Origin of the sequence: Clostridium sp. AWRP (genome assembly GCF_004006395.2) — a bacterium.
Taxonomy (GTDB): domain Bacteria; phylum Bacillota; class Clostridia; order Clostridiales; family Clostridiaceae; genus Clostridium_B.
In genome coordinates this window covers 3,751,131-3,766,323 of record NZ_CP029758.2, presented here as the reverse complement: position 1 = coordinate 3,766,323, position 15,193 = coordinate 3,751,131, and the positions used below count along the sequence as shown (strand labels likewise).

At 30.9% G+C, this 15,193-nt stretch carries 18 protein-coding genes and 2 CRISPR repeat arrays; of the genes, 13 read left to right on the top strand and 5 right to left on the bottom strand.

Translation table 11 applies throughout. The features are described from left to right. Nucleotides 1-45: 45 nt before the first annotated feature. From DMR38_RS17500 to DMR38_RS17490, 3 genes are all read left to right on the top strand, one after another. Nucleotides 46-804, top strand: coding sequence for an SDR family oxidoreductase (locus DMR38_RS17500; protein WP_127722515.1), 759 nt, complete (start codon nucleotides 46-48; stop codon nucleotides 802-804). Between the two features lie 133 nt (nucleotides 805-937). After that, a complete protein-coding gene (locus DMR38_RS17495) occupies nucleotides 938-1,480 on the top strand; it encodes a nitroreductase family protein (RefSeq protein ID WP_127722514.1) in 543 nt (180 codons plus the stop codon). Nucleotides 1,481-1,507: 27 nt separating this feature from the next. After that, complete coding sequence (locus tag DMR38_RS17490; protein WP_127724143.1) at nucleotides 1,508-2,014, top strand: AAA family ATPase; 507 nt, start codon at nucleotides 1,508-1,510, stop codon at nucleotides 2,012-2,014. A gap of 16 nt (nucleotides 2,015-2,030) precedes the next feature. On the opposite strand, the gene DMR38_RS17485 is transcribed toward DMR38_RS17490, so the two are convergent. After that, nucleotides 2,031-2,429 (bottom strand): SRPBCC family protein, encoded by a 399-nt coding sequence (locus tag DMR38_RS17485; protein WP_127722513.1) that lies wholly within the window; start codon nucleotides 2,427-2,429, stop codon nucleotides 2,031-2,033. Nucleotides 2,430-3,041: 612 nt separating this feature from the next. Between DMR38_RS17485 and ltrA the strand changes: the two genes are divergently transcribed. Then, on the top strand, nucleotides 3,042-4,355 hold the full coding sequence (gene ltrA, locus DMR38_RS17480) for a group II intron reverse transcriptase/maturase (protein ID WP_127720849.1): 1,314 nt from the start codon (nucleotides 3,042-3,044) through the stop codon (nucleotides 4,353-4,355). A gap of 115 nt (nucleotides 4,356-4,470) precedes the next feature. Here ltrA and DMR38_RS22660 read toward each other — a convergent pair whose 3' ends face one another. The 3 genes from DMR38_RS22660 to DMR38_RS17470 all read right to left on the bottom strand — a co-directional run bounded on the left by DMR38_RS22660 (nucleotide 4,471) and on the right by DMR38_RS17470 (nucleotide 5,798). Next, nucleotides 4,471-4,794 (bottom strand): GyrI-like domain-containing protein, encoded by a 324-nt coding sequence (locus DMR38_RS22660; protein ID WP_347562554.1) that lies wholly within the window; start codon nucleotides 4,792-4,794, stop codon nucleotides 4,471-4,473. A 67-nt stretch (nucleotides 4,795-4,861) separates the two neighbouring features. Continuing rightward, a complete protein-coding gene (locus DMR38_RS22655; RefSeq protein WP_347562533.1) occupies nucleotides 4,862-5,041 on the bottom strand; it encodes a MerR family DNA-binding transcriptional regulator in 180 nt (59 codons plus the stop codon). 124 nt (nucleotides 5,042-5,165) lie between these two features. Then, entirely contained in the window at nucleotides 5,166-5,798 is a 633-nt protein-coding gene (locus DMR38_RS17470) for a class I SAM-dependent methyltransferase (RefSeq protein ID WP_127722512.1), read from the bottom strand. A 98-nt stretch (nucleotides 5,799-5,896) separates the two neighbouring features. On the opposite strand from DMR38_RS17470, the gene yeiL reads away from it, so the two are divergent. Continuing rightward, entirely contained in the window at nucleotides 5,897-6,568 is a 672-nt protein-coding gene (gene yeiL, locus DMR38_RS17465; protein WP_127722511.1) for a transcriptional regulator YeiL, read from the top strand. A gap of 291 nt (nucleotides 6,569-6,859) precedes the next feature. Continuing rightward, a CRISPR array of direct repeats spans nucleotides 6,860-7,816; the repeat unit is 30 nt; unit sequence GTTGAACCTTAACATGAGATGTATTTAAAT. Between the two features lie 200 nt (nucleotides 7,817-8,016). Here the strand turns inward: yeiL and DMR38_RS17460 are convergent. Then, nucleotides 8,017-9,249: an IS256 family transposase gene (locus tag DMR38_RS17460; protein WP_127722510.1), complete on the bottom strand. Its 1,233-nt coding sequence runs from the start codon at nucleotides 9,247-9,249 to the stop codon at nucleotides 8,017-8,019. Between the two features lie 104 nt (nucleotides 9,250-9,353). Then, nucleotides 9,354-9,908: direct repeats of the CRISPR family, unit length 30 nt; unit sequence GTTGAACCTTAACATGAGATGTATTTAAAT. A gap of 71 nt (nucleotides 9,909-9,979) precedes the next feature. Between DMR38_RS17460 and DMR38_RS17455 the strand changes: the two genes are divergently transcribed. The 8 genes from DMR38_RS17455 to DMR38_RS17420 all read left to right on the top strand — a co-directional run bounded on the left by DMR38_RS17455 (nucleotide 9,980) and on the right by DMR38_RS17420 (nucleotide 15,081). After that, entirely contained in the window at nucleotides 9,980-10,150 is a 171-nt protein-coding gene (locus tag DMR38_RS17455; RefSeq protein WP_127722509.1) for a hypothetical protein, read from the top strand. A gap of 145 nt (nucleotides 10,151-10,295) precedes the next feature. Then, entirely contained in the window at nucleotides 10,296-10,562 is a 267-nt protein-coding gene (locus DMR38_RS17450) for a CD3324 family protein (protein ID WP_243124341.1), read from the top strand. A 132-nt stretch (nucleotides 10,563-10,694) separates the two neighbouring features. Then, nucleotides 10,695-11,312 carry an N-acetyltransferase gene (locus DMR38_RS17445; protein ID WP_127722508.1) on the top strand — a complete coding sequence of 206 codons (618 nt, stop codon included), beginning with the start codon at nucleotides 10,695-10,697 and terminating at the stop codon, nucleotides 11,310-11,312. 129 nt (nucleotides 11,313-11,441) lie between these two features. Continuing rightward, nucleotides 11,442-12,248 carry an MBL fold metallo-hydrolase gene (locus DMR38_RS17440; protein WP_127722507.1) on the top strand — a complete coding sequence of 269 codons (807 nt, stop codon included), beginning with the start codon at nucleotides 11,442-11,444 and terminating at the stop codon, nucleotides 12,246-12,248. 141 nt (nucleotides 12,249-12,389) lie between these two features. Further along, nucleotides 12,390-13,142 carry a 3-oxoacyl-[acyl-carrier-protein] reductase gene (fabG, locus tag DMR38_RS17435; RefSeq protein ID WP_127722506.1) on the top strand — a complete coding sequence of 251 codons (753 nt, stop codon included), beginning with the start codon at nucleotides 12,390-12,392 and terminating at the stop codon, nucleotides 13,140-13,142. Nucleotides 13,143-13,162: 20 nt separating this feature from the next. Next, on the top strand, nucleotides 13,163-13,552 hold the full coding sequence (locus DMR38_RS17430; protein WP_127722505.1) for a hypothetical protein: 390 nt from the start codon (nucleotides 13,163-13,165) through the stop codon (nucleotides 13,550-13,552). A 145-nt stretch (nucleotides 13,553-13,697) separates the two neighbouring features. Next, entirely contained in the window at nucleotides 13,698-14,333 is a 636-nt protein-coding gene (locus DMR38_RS17425; RefSeq protein ID WP_127722504.1) for a YhbD family protein, read from the top strand. Nucleotides 14,334-14,352: 19 nt separating this feature from the next. Then, the gene (locus tag DMR38_RS17420) at nucleotides 14,353-15,081 is read left to right on the top strand and encodes a polymer-forming cytoskeletal protein (RefSeq protein WP_127722503.1); all 729 of its coding nucleotides are present in this window, start codon (nucleotides 14,353-14,355) and stop codon (nucleotides 15,079-15,081) included. Nucleotides 15,082-15,193: the final 112 nt, after the last annotated feature.

The window sequence follows — 15,193 nt, the reverse complement described above, 5'->3', positions numbered from 1 at the left end:
CTTAGTGGGAGAAATAAAACTCTAAAGAGAAAGGAGCGTTTGTGTATGAAATATGTATTGATTACGGGAGGAACAAGTGGAATAGGTTTTGAATTTGCAAAGAATTTTGCTAGGGATGGATATGGAATTGTCATAGTTTCTTCTAATATCAAAAAATTGCAAGAGGTCAAGAAAAAATTGGAAGATAAATTCAAAACATCAGTATTTGTGTATCAACAGGATATGGGAAAATTGGGAGCAGCATCACAACTATACAGCATAACAAAAAAGGATAACTTAAATATTTCTATACTTGTGAATAACGCAGGGATAGGATTGGTTGGTCCAACAGACAAAATTGATTTCAAGCGTGATGAAAGTATGATGATATTAAATGTTATAAATCTTGTAGAACTTTGTAAATTATATATTTCTGATATGTATAGACAGAAATATGGCAAAATTTTAAATATCTCATCTATTGGTGCCTTTCAACCGGGACCGTATACTAGCACTTATTTTGCTAGCAAAGCTTTTGTATTAAGTTATAGTAGGGCAATAAGATATGAGGCAAAAGAAAAGGGAGTGCAAGTTTGTACATTATGTCCTGGTGCTACAACAACAAATTTTTTTACTCTAGAAGGAACGAAAGTTCCCAAAAGTGCAATGACTGCTGAAAGTGTTGCAGGATATGCTTATAGGAGATTTATGAAGAATAAAAATATTACTGTACCTGGAATTACAAACAAAATAAAAAATTGGATACCTATGAGTTTGAAAATGATATTTGTTGCAAAAATGAAAAACAAGAAGGGCACAGCCTAATCCATTTCAATTCAATGTATTGAATATTTGTATAAAATTATACTATGAAATTTGAAAGTTACAAGACTATGTGTACATTTTGCTAATATATAATGTTATGTTAAAATAATTGTTAAGAAGGGAAGTGGATGATATGATTGAAGAGATTTCAGCACGCAGGAGTATAAGAAAATACATAGATAGAGAAGTTGAAAATGAAAAAATACTGCAGTTGATTGAAGGTGCAAGGCTTGCTCCATCAGGAAGTAATACTCAACCGTGGCATTTTATTGTGGTAAAATCAGAATCAAATAGGCAAAAAATATCACGAGTATGTCATAATCAGAAATGGATGCTTTCTGCTCCAGTTTTTATTGCTTGTGTAGCAGACATACGCTGCAGAATAGATGAGAAAATAGCTGTGTCATTGGATGAAAACAGTCCGGAAGAGGAACTTAAACAGATAATTAGAGATACTTCAATTTCTGTAGAACATATATTGCTTGGAGCTAATAACATGGGGTTAGGTACTTGCTGGGTCGGATGGTTTATACAAAATGAAATAAGACCAATTTTAAATATACCTGATGATAAATATGTAATTGGAATTATCACACTTGGTTATGCAGATGAAAAGCCTAAACCTCGTCCACGAAAGAAACTGGAAGAAATTATACATTATGAAAGCTGGAAGTAATTGATTATGAATAATAAAGGTAAAATGATAAAAAATCTTATTTTCATAAATGGAACAATGGGTGTAGGAAAGACAGCAGCAAGTAAAGAGTTACAAAAACTGCTGCCTAAATGTGTCTTTCTTGATGGTGATTGGTGCTGGAATATGTCACCTTTCATTGTTACGGATGAAACTAAAAGGATGGTAATTAATAATATTACATATATGCTAAATAATTTCATTTCATGTTCGGAATATGAAAATATTATATTTTGTTGGGTAATGCATATGCAGAGTATTCTTGATGATGTACTATCTAGAATAAACAAAAGGGGCTGTAAGGTTTACAAGTTTTCTCTTATATGTTCAGAAAAATCATTAATTGAACGAATTACAAAAGATATTGAAAATGGAACCAGAACAGAAGATGTTATTGATAGAAGTGTGCCCAGATTAAACAATTATCTGAAAATGGATACAGATAAAATAGATGTAAATGAAATTTCAGCAAAAGATGCAGCAGAAATAATGTATAAACGCATCATAGCAACATAAAAGTAATAATATGAAATTATTCACCTAATTCCTTTTTTAAATCTGCTATATAAAGTGACTGCTGTTTTTTTAGATACAAACCTGCAAACAAATTCATTATAGGATTATTTACTGATACCTTTTCTGTAAACTCAATCTGGGTACCATTATTAGCAGGACTAAAAGCTCCAATCCAATGACCTTCCATATTTTTGTTAGACATATCAAATTCATATCGCTCATAAGGCTTTTTTAAAGTAATGTTAAATTTAGTAGGAAAATTATTTTTTGTATATTCTGTAAAAGAGTTTCCATCTTCTGAAACATCAATTTTACTTAAATCACTCCGCCATTCATATTTATTGTTATTTGTAACTACTTCCCATACTTTTTTAATATCGGCTTTAAATGTAGTTGTAATAGTTGATTCCTTCATAATACACATTCTCCCTTATAAAATGGTATAATTTATCTGTATATTGTACAAATAGTGCGAGCTGCGAAGCAGCATGCGAGTGCGTGATGTTTCCTCTTGCCAACGGAAGTGATTCGGTTGGCATTAGTAAGTTATTAACATATAGTAGGAAAATCCTATCAGGTAATGCCTAACCAGTAGCCTGTACCGAGTCCTTGGAGTCGAATCGGTAACGTTAGATTTAAGCGTAGGACAGGGAGAAAACGAGCCAAAACGAAAGTGAAGCTATTGAGCCGCGAAATTATTATCTAAATGAAGAGGTCGATACAATTATTTGTGTAGCAGACAACATTATACAAATCAATATGGTAAGATTTATATAACTCTTCCGGGGTCTGAGTGCTTGGCGAGTTTGATGATAAGTATGTTATTAGAACAGCTGAGATCCTATAATGTCTGAGAAATTAGTATGCAAAATCAAGTAAGGGAACGAGCAAGATGAGCAAAAGCATTATAGGAAGTCCGACTAACTCATAGTACTGTAGAAATCTGTGAAAGCAGGCGGAGGGAAGGGGTTAGCACAACATAGCTTCAAGTGAGCTTCAAATTATGCAGACAGGAGAGCTGAAGAACATGATTAATGAGCTACTTGGAATACAATATAATATAGAAAAAGCTAGATTAGATGGAAAGGTTCAAAACCTTGCATATTATATCAATGAAAGTGCTATTATAGCTAGCCATAAAGAAATGGATAGAAAGAAAGCAAAAGGCATTGATGGAGTATCAAAAGATGATTATTCTGTAAATCTAAAAGCTAATGTGGAACGTTTGTTAAAGCAAATGAGAAATGGGAGCTATCAGCCAGAACCTATAAGAAGAACGTATATTCCAAAAGACGGAAGCAAGAAGATGAGACCTCTAGGAATATCTTGCTATGAAGATAAGCTAGTAGAAAACGTAATAGCAAAGATATTAATAGAAGTATATGAACCTAAATTCTTTAATGAATCCTATGGATTTAGACCAAATAGAAACTGCCATCAAGCAATTAGAGAAATCATAGAGGATGTTCAATATCATAAGGTGAGTTACATTGTTGAAGCTGATATAAAAGGATTCTTTAATAATGTTGATCATGAATGGTTAATAAAGTTCCTGGAACATGATATTGCAGATAAGAAATTTATAGAGATAATTAAGAAATTCTTAAAAGCTGGAATAATGGAAAATGGTAAATACCTAGACAGTGAACGAGGAACACCGCAAGGTAATGGAGCATCTCCAGTTCTTGCAAATATATATTTACATTATGTACTGGACTATTGGTTTGCTGTCAAAATCAAAAGGAAATGCAAAGGCGAAGCCTATTTGATAAGATATTGTGATGATTTTGTATGTTGCTTTCAAAATAAATGGGAGGCAGATGGGTTTTATCAAAAGCTAATAGAAAGATTCGATAAATTTGGATTAGAATTTGCTTTAGAGAAAACTAAGATACTAGAGTTTGGTAGATTTGCAAAGAAAAATAGAGCAAATCGAGGATTAAGAAAGCCAGAAACCTTTGACTTTCTTGGATTTACATTCTATTGTAGTGAAGATGGTAAGAAAGGATTCTTTCGATGTAAGGTTAAGACTAGTAAGAAGAAATTCAGAAGTAAAGTTAAGACTATGAAAGAATGGATTAAGAAGAATAGGATAATGCCAGTAGGTGAATTGATTAAGAAAATTAATCAGAAACTAAGAGGACACTATCAGTATTATGGGGTCACTGATAATACAAGAAGTGTGAAGTGCTATCAAAATGTTGTAAAATGGTTGCTCTTTAAATGGTTAAATAGAAGAAGCCAAAGGAAGAGCTATACAATAGAAACATTTTACAATGGTTTATTGAGAACTTTTCCGTTATTAGAACCGAAAATAAGCGTAAGTTTATTCTATAGATGATTAATATGATGTGAAAAGCCGTATGCCTTAATAGGGCACGTACGGTTTTGCAGAGGAACATGGGCGGTGACGCCTATGTTTACTTAAGAATTATACTATTTTATACAATATATTACTATATTTTTTTTACTGGGACTTGTATTTCAGTTAGGTAATCACTAGGATTTGATTCATTACAAGGTCCTTTTAGAGGCAATTCACGGGCACTACTACATATACCATATTCATTTTCTTCAATCCATTGTCCAAGATAATTATATGCAGGAGCAATATTTGAAAATTCACCTGGAACTAAGATGCTTACAACCTGGTCTATTGGTACAGTTTCTTTGAAAGTAAAACCATCAGCATCATTTAATAATTTTTCAACAACAACTGCAACTTCCACGTCAACTGGCCCTTCTTTATAATCTTCATCATGATAGGTGGCATAAGCAATATTAGTACAAGAAATTTTTTTATGTTGGATATATTCACCTAACTTTTGCCAGAGAATTCCTTCTACATCATATGATGGTATAGTATCTCTTAATGAGATTAAGCTTAGTAATTTGCTTAGCTGAATAATATCTATATCCAGTGAAGGTATCTATTTGAGCAGGTTTAAAAAGTCCTGCCTCATCATAATATCGAAGCATCCGTATAGATACCATTGTTAGTTTAGAAAAATCTCCAATTTTAAACATAGAATCAACTCCCTAAAAATATCACTGCTAATTACAATTTAAGAATAATGCCTCATACCATGTTAGAGTCAATATTTTATTTTTATACTTTAATATTAAATAAGGATAATGTGTATTAGTTTGTCTATTTATGCTTTCTGCCAATAAAGTAATACCCATTTGAGTTATTTCCATTCATAGTTGTATACACTACTTGTTTTAAAATCAGTTTTTCAAATGAATTTACACATTGTTCAACCCATTTTATATCATGGTGTCTTACTACTGCACCTTCAGGAAGTTCAAATACACCATATTGATACTTGTCTTTAAATAACTGATAGCGATTTAAGTTTCGCTCATCAGCATTTAATAAAAAGTCGTTAATGTAAATAATTCCATTTGGTTTTAAAACACGTTCTATTTCTTTCAGCAGTGCTATTTGTTCTGCGTTATCAATAATACACGTTAGTACAGCAAATAATATTACTGCATCAAAACAATTATCTTCCATATCTATAGCTTTTCCTTGTTTCAATCTTAAATCAAGATATGGATATTGTTTTTTACCACGTTCTATCATATTTTCAGAAAAATCAATGCCAATTAAATTATGATAACCTTCCCCATATAATTGATTCAACGTCCTCCCATATCCACATCCCACGTCTAAAATAATGTCTTTTTTATCAACAAATTTAGCAAATTCTTTAAAATGAAATGGCGTTGTAAATTCTTTCTTTTCAGCAGCTAGATTCCAATATTCCTTTTGTTCCATAGTTAACCTCCTAATTTTCTTTTATTGTATTATAATTCATGTAAGAATATAATAATATGAGAAATCTCACACTATTTATAATATAGGAGCAGATAAAAATGCAAATAATACAAGATCCAACTGTAATTTCAACTTATATAAATAAATTTCCTATAAATAATATTTTTGATTTTGATATAATGCCCTATATACATCTGGTTCAATTTAACATGGGGGAATTTATTATGAATGAAGGGAGTACACCTAAACAACTGTATTGTCTAATTGACGGAAAAGCAAAGTTATATCTAACACATAAAAATGGTAAAGTATCAATAATTAATTTTATTGAATCTCCCTGTTTCATTGGAGAAATGGAACTTATTAGATCTCAAACTGAATCCAATAGTGTTCAAGCATTAACTATTTGTAATTGTTTTGCAATTTCAGTAATAAACTGTAGGGATAAACTATTGAACGATATTAAATTTTTAAAATATCTATGTGTATTTCTAGGTAAGAAAGCTATCACTAATACAAATAACTACACAAAAAATCAATCATATCCGTTAGAAAATCGTTTAGCAGCCTTTATTCTCTTAACATCCAATAAATTACTATACACGGAAAAACATACTGAGGCATCAGAATTTTTAGGTGTTAGTTACCGCCATCTCTTATATGTATTGGCTGATTTCTGTAAAAGAGGCATATTGCATAAGGAAGATTGTGGTTATAGAATTATGGATTTGAACAGTTTAAATAAGCTAGTGAAAAAAATGAACATATAGTTGAATTACTATAGTAAATATTGTAAAAATGCTTTAAAGTAAAATACTATATTAGGAGACTATTTTATTAAATGAAAGACTTACTAATGTTTTTGATAGTATACAGGTCAGATATTTTCCAACCTCTCTGAAGGTAAAGTGTGCCTAAATACATTGATATGTAATGAATTGAGGCATTTTTTTGGCTGAGTTTATGAAAATTAAAAAACGGTTGGAAAATTTTCAGCTGATGCCTTTATTATTAAGGGTTTTAGGACTATAATGAAAATAAGGAATGGGTATTTTACTGTGGTTGAACCTTAACATGAGATGTATTTAAATGTTGAATAATATCTATACATCTTTAATCCTACCTTCCGTTGAACCTTAACATGAGATGTATTTAAATTTATTGCATCCTGTTATGATTTGGAAAATAGAGTCTGTTGAACCTTAACATGAGATGTATTTAAATCCATTACTATTAAAATTAGCAACACCTTCAGCAACGTTGAACCTTAACATGAGATGTATTTAAATATCCAATCAGAAACCTTATTTCTAACATCCGAATAAGGTTGAACCTTAACATGAGATGTATTTAAATAATATAGCCTGTGCTATCGATGTACTGTCTCCACCAGTTGAACCTTAACATGAGATGTATTTAAATCGATATTTTTGTAAATGGACATAAGGCACAAGGCTAGTTGAACCTTAACATGAGATGTATTTAAATATCTTTAGTAAACAAAATACAAGATGAAAGTGTTAAAGTTGAACCTTAACATGAGATGTATTTAAATACGATAAAGTAGATGGGACACTTGTCACAGAAGTAAGGTTGAACCTTAACATGAGATGTATTTAAATAGCTTTTTACCTAAAAACTTAGAACTAACATACTTCGTTGAACCTTAACATGAGATGTATTTAAATTCAATTAATTTGTCGAATTGTGTTACAAAAATTACAGTTGAACCTTAACATGAGATGTATTTAAATACAGCAGAAAAAGGACTAGAAGGAAGTAACTTTAAGTTGAACCTTAACATGAGATGTATTTAAATCAACCTAGATACTTTATGATTACTGGAGATAGTGAAAGTTGAACCTTAACATGAGATGTATTTAAATGTCTCCTTCTGCAACAGATAGAATTTTTCATATTAAGTTGAACCTTAACATGAGATGTATTTAAATAGAAAAAGATTATAGAACTGGAACATAGCAAAGGAGGTTGAACCTTAACATGAGATGTATTTAAATAGCTATGAAATGGAGAATATAGATGGATTTGTGTAAAATAGATTTGATTTAGTTTTATATAACTGGAAATTTTGATTTTCAGTTATATTTTTTTATATTTGAGTAATACTAATACTGATTAATATTACATTCTTATTGTTTGTATAATATACTTAATTATGCAATAAAATAAGAAAAAATATAAAAATTTTAGCTAAATCTTAGAGTATCTCTTCGCCTAGTTTATCATTAAACACAATAGTTAATTGTGCCAATGTCATTCCCCAATTTTGGGATGGAGAAGTCCATTTTTCCATGACTTTCTCAGTAGCTAGGTAAAGAGATTTTCTAAGTGCTTCATCATTTGGAAATACTGTTCTTATCTTCGTAAACTTTCTAAGCTGTCGGTTGAAACCCTCTAATGCGTTTGTAGTATAAATAATTTTCCTGATTTCCGGTGAGTAATTAAAATATGTTGATAACTTATCCCAGTTATTATACCAGGATTCAATTACTATACTATACTTCTGATCCCATTTTTTCTTTAGATTATCCAGGCCGTTAATTGCAGAATCTTCAGTAGGTGCTTTATATACGCATTTTAAATCTTTTATAAATTCCTTTTTATCTTTGGAAGCTATATACTTAATAGAATTTCTTATTTGGTGTATTATACAATTTTGAATACTAACATCCGGAAATACGGATTTTATTGCATCTGGAAGCCCTTTTAGTCCATCCATACAGGCAATCAGTATTTCTTTTACTCCTCTATTTCTTAAATCATTGCAAACTGACAGCCAGAATTTTGCTCCTTCGGCTTCACCAATCCATATGCCCAAAATATCTTTATATCCTTTCATATCAAGGGCCATACATATATAGGCAGCTTTTGTGACTATTTTATTTTCTTCCCTAACCTTAAAATGTATTGCATCCATATAAACAATAGGATACACGTCATCCAGTGCCCTATTCTGCCATTGTGCAGCTGAATCCATAACTTTATCAGTTATTTTTGATATCATTGTTGGCGATACATCGATGCCATATAATTCTTCCAGTTCTGACTGAATGTCTCTTGTAGACATACCTCTTGCGTATAATCCTATAATTTTCTTATCCAGTTCATTGCATACAGTTTCATATTTTTTTACAACTTTAGGTTCAAAGTCAGCTTTTCTATCTCTTGGTATATCAAGATTTACATCACCAACACTGCTCCTAATACTTTTCTTTGAGTATCCATTTCTATAATTTTTATTTTCTGAATCCTCACTTCTTTGATATTTTTCTCTGCCAAGCAGTTCTTCCATTTCTGCCTCAAGCATATTTTGTATAACATCCTTTAAAAGTCTCTGCAGCAAACCATTTCTGCCAACTACGTCCTCCATAGTTTTGCATTTTTTAACTTCTTCCTTATAATCGATATCTGGTACTTCAATTTCTTTCATTTGAAACTCCTCCTAATTTATTTAAGAATATTGTTCCAAATCTTCCATTCCATTATACAAAAATAATGGGTATAGATTTGGTTTTTACACAAATCCATACCCATTCCCAACCTTAACATGAGATGTATTTAAATCCTGCACTTGAATATATAGTTCCGTTTGTGCCAACCGTTGAACCTTAACATGAGATGTATTTAAATTTGTAAAGAATTATGGTACCTCCATTATTTTCGGGTTGAACCTTAACATGAGATGTATTTAAATCGACTGTAGACCCACTTTTTTTAATTCTTTTGATACGTTGAACCTTAACATGAGATGTATTTAAATGTTTTTTGCTTATAGTAAGCGGTATAAGAATATTTAGTTGAACCTTAACATGAGATGTATTTAAATATCTATACAAGTTGATGCTTTGGCGGCAATTGCTACGTTGAACCTTAACATGAGATGTATTTAAATTCTTAAGAGGGGTGGCTTTTATGAAGACTTTAAATTGTTGAACCTTAACATGAGATGTATTTAAATAGATACAGTATATGCTTCCTTAAAGGAAATCAATGTGTTGAACCTTAACATGAGATGTATTTAAATCGTGAAACATAATTAATCTTCTTATCTAATTTATAGTTGAACCTTAACATGAGATGTACATTTGCAGAAAATTATTTATATAAGTGATGTGTTAGGCTATAATATAATAAAAGTATTATTTGTTGGAGGAATTAATATGGAGAAGACAAATAAACAAAATAACTTATATGAACAATTCTTAAAATATTCGTATTGGGACTTAAAAGAATTATTTAAAAATGCAAAAACTAAAGAAGAACAGGATTTTTATATAACACTATCTAATCTGGTGCTGCAAAAAGAACAAAAAAGAGTAATAAGTGAGTAAAAATGGCTACATATACCATATATAAAACCTAAAGGAAGGAGCATTTTTGTGTTAACATTGATTGTGAGTGCATAGCAGGGGCTATTGCACAAATACAAATAGCCTTTGCACAATCCTAAAAATATATATTAGGAGGAGCACGGAATTGGGCTACAAAAAAGCAGCAGATGTATTGCCATCAGAACTCGTATCTCAAATTCAGGATTATATTGACGGCGAATATATCTATATACCAAGAAAACAATGCAACAGAAAAACCTGGGGAGAGAAAAGCGGCAGCAGGAATATGCTATTTTACAGAAACCTTGAAATTTACAGCAAATACAGAAAGGGAGCGTCTATAGACTACCTGTCCGAAATGTACTATCTATCCCCTAAAACCATACAAAAAATCTTATCAAAAATGAAATAATTAAAATCGTCTTTGGCAGAAAGCTGAAGGCGATTTTTTAATTCTGAAAAGTTTTGGAGGTTATCTGCTTCAGCTGCACATAGTATAATTACAATATATTTAAAGAATTATAAAGAAATTGAGGTTGGCAAAATGAACGTATCAATTAGATTGGAAGAAGAAAAAGATTATAAAACTGTAGAATATATGACAAGGGAAGCATTTTGGAATGTGTACAAACCAGGATGTGACGAACACTTAGTTGTCCATAATATAAAAAAAGTATCTGCATTTATTAAAGAGCTGAGTTTTGTGGCAATAGATGGTGGTAAAATTGTAGGGAGCATAATCTATTCAAAGGCAAAAATAGTGGATGATAAAAATAGAAAATTTGAAATTTTGTGTATGGGGCCAATTTCAGTACGGCCTTCATATCAAGGACTTGGAATTGGTTCTTTGCTCATGAATCACTCTGTTGAAAAAGCAGGGCAGTTAGGATATAAAGCTATAATCATATTTGGAAATCCAAAGTATTATCATCGATTTGGCTTTAAAAATGCAAAAGAATATGGTATTCAAACATCTTCAGGTGAAAATTTTGAAGAATTTATGGTGCTAGAACTTTATAAGGGGGCTCTAGCTGGTATTTCAGGCAAATTCTATGCAGATAAAGTTTTTGAGATAAAAAAGAAGGAACTGGAGGCTTTTGAAAAAGAGTTTCCATATAAAGAAAAACTGATAACAGATACTCAGTTAAATCAAAAACAGTAAATTAAGGAGAATATATAAAATGAAACTGGAAACGGAAAAACAAAATACTGCATCCCAAAAAGTTTTGCAAAAGAGTTGCTTTATAAAATATAATGAAGACAGTAAAAATTATTTTTGGGAGATGAAAAAATGAAGCTAAAAGTTTTAGTAGATAACAACACCTATATAGATAGATATTATTTTGGAGAACCTGCTGTTTCATATTATATTGAAGATGAAGACATTAAGATTCTATTTGACACAGGTTATTCTGATATATTCTTGAAAAATTCAGCTGCATTAGGGGTGGATTTAAATAACATAGATATAATTGCTATTTCACATGGACACAATGACCATACAGGAGGACTTAAATATTACTTTCAAAAAAACTGTAAAAATAAGATTTCAATACTTGCCCACCCCGATGCATTTAAGGAAAAAATAGATGGAGATTTAAAAATTTGTTCTCCTATTTTGGAAGAAGAGCTAAAAGAAAAATGTAATTTGATTCTTTCTAAAGAACCTAAAAAAATTAGCAAACATATAACCTTTTTAGGGGAGATACCAAGAACAAATGATTTTGAAAATAAAAAACCTATAGGAAAGCAGGCTTCAGGGAAAGCTTTGGTTGATGATTATGTAATGGATGATACGGCACTTGTGTATAAAAGTGAAAAAGGTATCTATATCATCACTGGATGTTCTCACAGCGGTATATGCAATATAGTGGAATACGCAAAAAAAGTTTGCAGCGACAACAGGGTACTTGGAATTATAGGTGGATTTCATTTATTTCAAGTTAACTCCGGGGTTAGAAAAACTATTGAATATCTAAGAAAAAACGATGTGAAAGAATTGTATCCCTGCCACTGTACTTCCTTTGCTGTTAAAGCAGAAATACATAAATATTTACCTATAAAGGAAGTAGGAGTAGGGCTGGAAATAAACTGGTAAATTTTGGATTTGTTTGATACATAAAGTATGATATAATTACCACTAGTATTTTATTAAGAAATTATCCAGCCGTATATAAGATGTTATCTCACGTCTAAAGGGAGAGGCAGGGTGGCCATTATTGCAAATAGGAGGATAAACATGATGGATTTAGGTTTAACGGATAAAGTAGCTTTAATAACTGGAGGTATTCGAGGCCTTGGAAGAGCTATTGCAGAGAAATTGGCAGCAGAAAAAGTAAAAATAGTAGTAACGGGAACTAATGAAGAAAGAGCAAGAAAAGCGGCAGATGAAATATCATCAGCTTATGGTGTTGAAGCCCTGGGTTTAAAGCATGATGTGAGTTCAGAAGAATCGACAAAAGAAGTTGTAAAATCTATAATTGCAAAATTTAAAAAGATAGACATATTGATAAATAATGCAGGTGTTACAAGTGATGGCATAGTGATGACCATGAAAAAAGAAAATTGGGATAAAGTAATAAATACAAATCTTACTGGGACATTTAACTGTACTAAGTTTGTATCAAAACAGATGTTAAGACAAAGATCAGGAAGCATAGTAAATATAGCAAGTGTTGTAGGCATAATAGGAAATGTTGGTCAGGCAAATTATGCTGCTTCAAAGGCAGGAGTAATTGGGTTTACAAAGGCAACTGCAAGGGAACTGGCAGGTCGAGGTATAGTTGTAAATGCCGTTGCTCCAGGATATATTTCAACAGACATGACATCTGTACTTTCTGATAAGGTAACTGAAGAGATGTTGTCTAAAATTCCAATGAAAGCTTACGGAAAAGCAGAAAATGTGGCAAATGCAGTTTTATTTCTTGTTTCAAATATGTGCCAATATATTACAGGACAGGTCATCAATGTAGATGGTGGAATGGCTATGTAATAGGATATATGAGGGATAATATGAAAAAAAATTTAATGACATATTTTACAAGAATAATTAACATAGTGTTTCTGACAAGCACTGCGATTTCATTTTTTATTGCCTATAGGGGTATAAGAAATAAATTTGCTGCTAAATTTTTAATGGCATATCTCTTCTTTACATTTTTTTATATAGTATATATGTTATTAGCAGCTGTAATAAATTTAAAAAAATTGAAATGGATTGAGGTAAAAAGGAGAACTTTAAGATTAATTTTACTGTTTGCTTTGTTTTCCGTTTTGGATTGTATTCTTTATTATATATTTGGAATTACAAATAGAAGTTTGCTCAGCGGAATATGGATGTCATTAGCGTTGGCATTTGGAATGTCCTTTATGGATATTGTTTTTAAAAAGAATAATACATAGGATTTTAATGGAGTTTTATTTAAATTCACCTTTAGCAGTTATTGCTTTAAGGTGAATTTTTTTAATAAATAAAATAACTATTGCTAACGTAACAATGTTATGTTACACTGTTTTTGAAAAAGAAATTATTGAGAGGAATGAAAATATGGAAGAGGAAAATCTAATTTCTAAAAAAGAATTGCTTAAAGTAACAGGTATTTCCTATGGCCAATTGTATAGATGGAAGAGAAAAAAATTAATACCTGAGGAATGGTTTATAAAAAGGTCCAGCTTTACAGGTCAGGAGACGTTTTTTCCAAGGGTGGAAATACTGGATAGAGTAGAAAAGATCAAGAATTTTAAAGATGACGTATCCTTAGATGAGCTTGCAAACATATTTTCACCAAATCTTTCGAAAGTGATTTTAAAAGAAAATGACATATCATCACATAACATTGTTTCACAACCTACTTTCACATTATATAAAGATGTCCATAAAGAAAGCAGTGAATTTAATTTTAATGAACTGCTGTTTATGACTGTAGTAGATAGGTTTTTAAAATCTGGCAAGGTGAGTTTGGAGGAAGCTAAATTAGTACTCGATACTCTGGAAAAAAACTATGAGAAATTTTATGGAAGATATTGTGATGTAGTACTTATAAGAAAGCTTGGAGTTGCTGTATGTTTTTTAATGCTGATACCAAATGAAGTATATGTTGAAACTGAAGCCATGCTTGTATTAAAGATAAATGCAGGAGAATGTGTGGAACAATTAAAATCAAAATTAACATTAACATTATAAAATAAAGGAGAGTTTTAAAATGGAAGAAAATTTGAAGGATGTAAAAATTTCTGGAGCTGGAATAATTAGAGGTGGAAGGTATGACGAAGTTAAAATAAGTGGGACTGCTAAAATGAATGGAGATATAGAGTGCAGCTCTTATAAAGTATCAGGATCTTCTAGTGTGAGTGGAAATTTAAAAAGTAAAATAACTAAAATCAGTGGCAGTACTAAAATATGTGGAAATCTTGATTGTGAAGAACTAACAGTAAGTGGATCTTCTCATATAGTAGGTAGTGTTACTGCAAAAAAAGTTAAAATAAGCGGATCTTCCCGTATAGATAGTAATTTGCATACTGAAGAAATATCAATATCAGGTTCAGCATCCATAAGTGGAGATTGTGAAGCAGAAAATTTTAATGCAAGAGGAGGCTTTAATATAGACGGATTATTAAATGCAGGAAATATAAATATAGAGATGTATGGAAAATGCACAGCAAAGGATATAGGCGGTGAAAATATAAGTGTTAAATTGGGAGAAGGCCATTTTTTTATGAAGATGATGAACCTTTTTTCAAATTCAGCAAAACTTGTAACAGGCACAATTGAAGGAGATGATATTTATCTTGAAAATACATGTGCAAAAGTAGTAAGAGGAAATAATGTTACTATAGGAGGTAATTGCGATATCGAGACAGTTGAATATAGAAATAAAGTAGATGTTGGCAAAAATTCTAAGATAGTTTGCAAAAAAATAGCTGATAATTAAAGAAATAATGAAAAGAAGTAAACCAAATAGTATATTATAATTAAAACCTTTATGGATAATTTATATATTAAGATTATCCATAAACAGAGTTCTTGGCATCAGATGGAGTTTT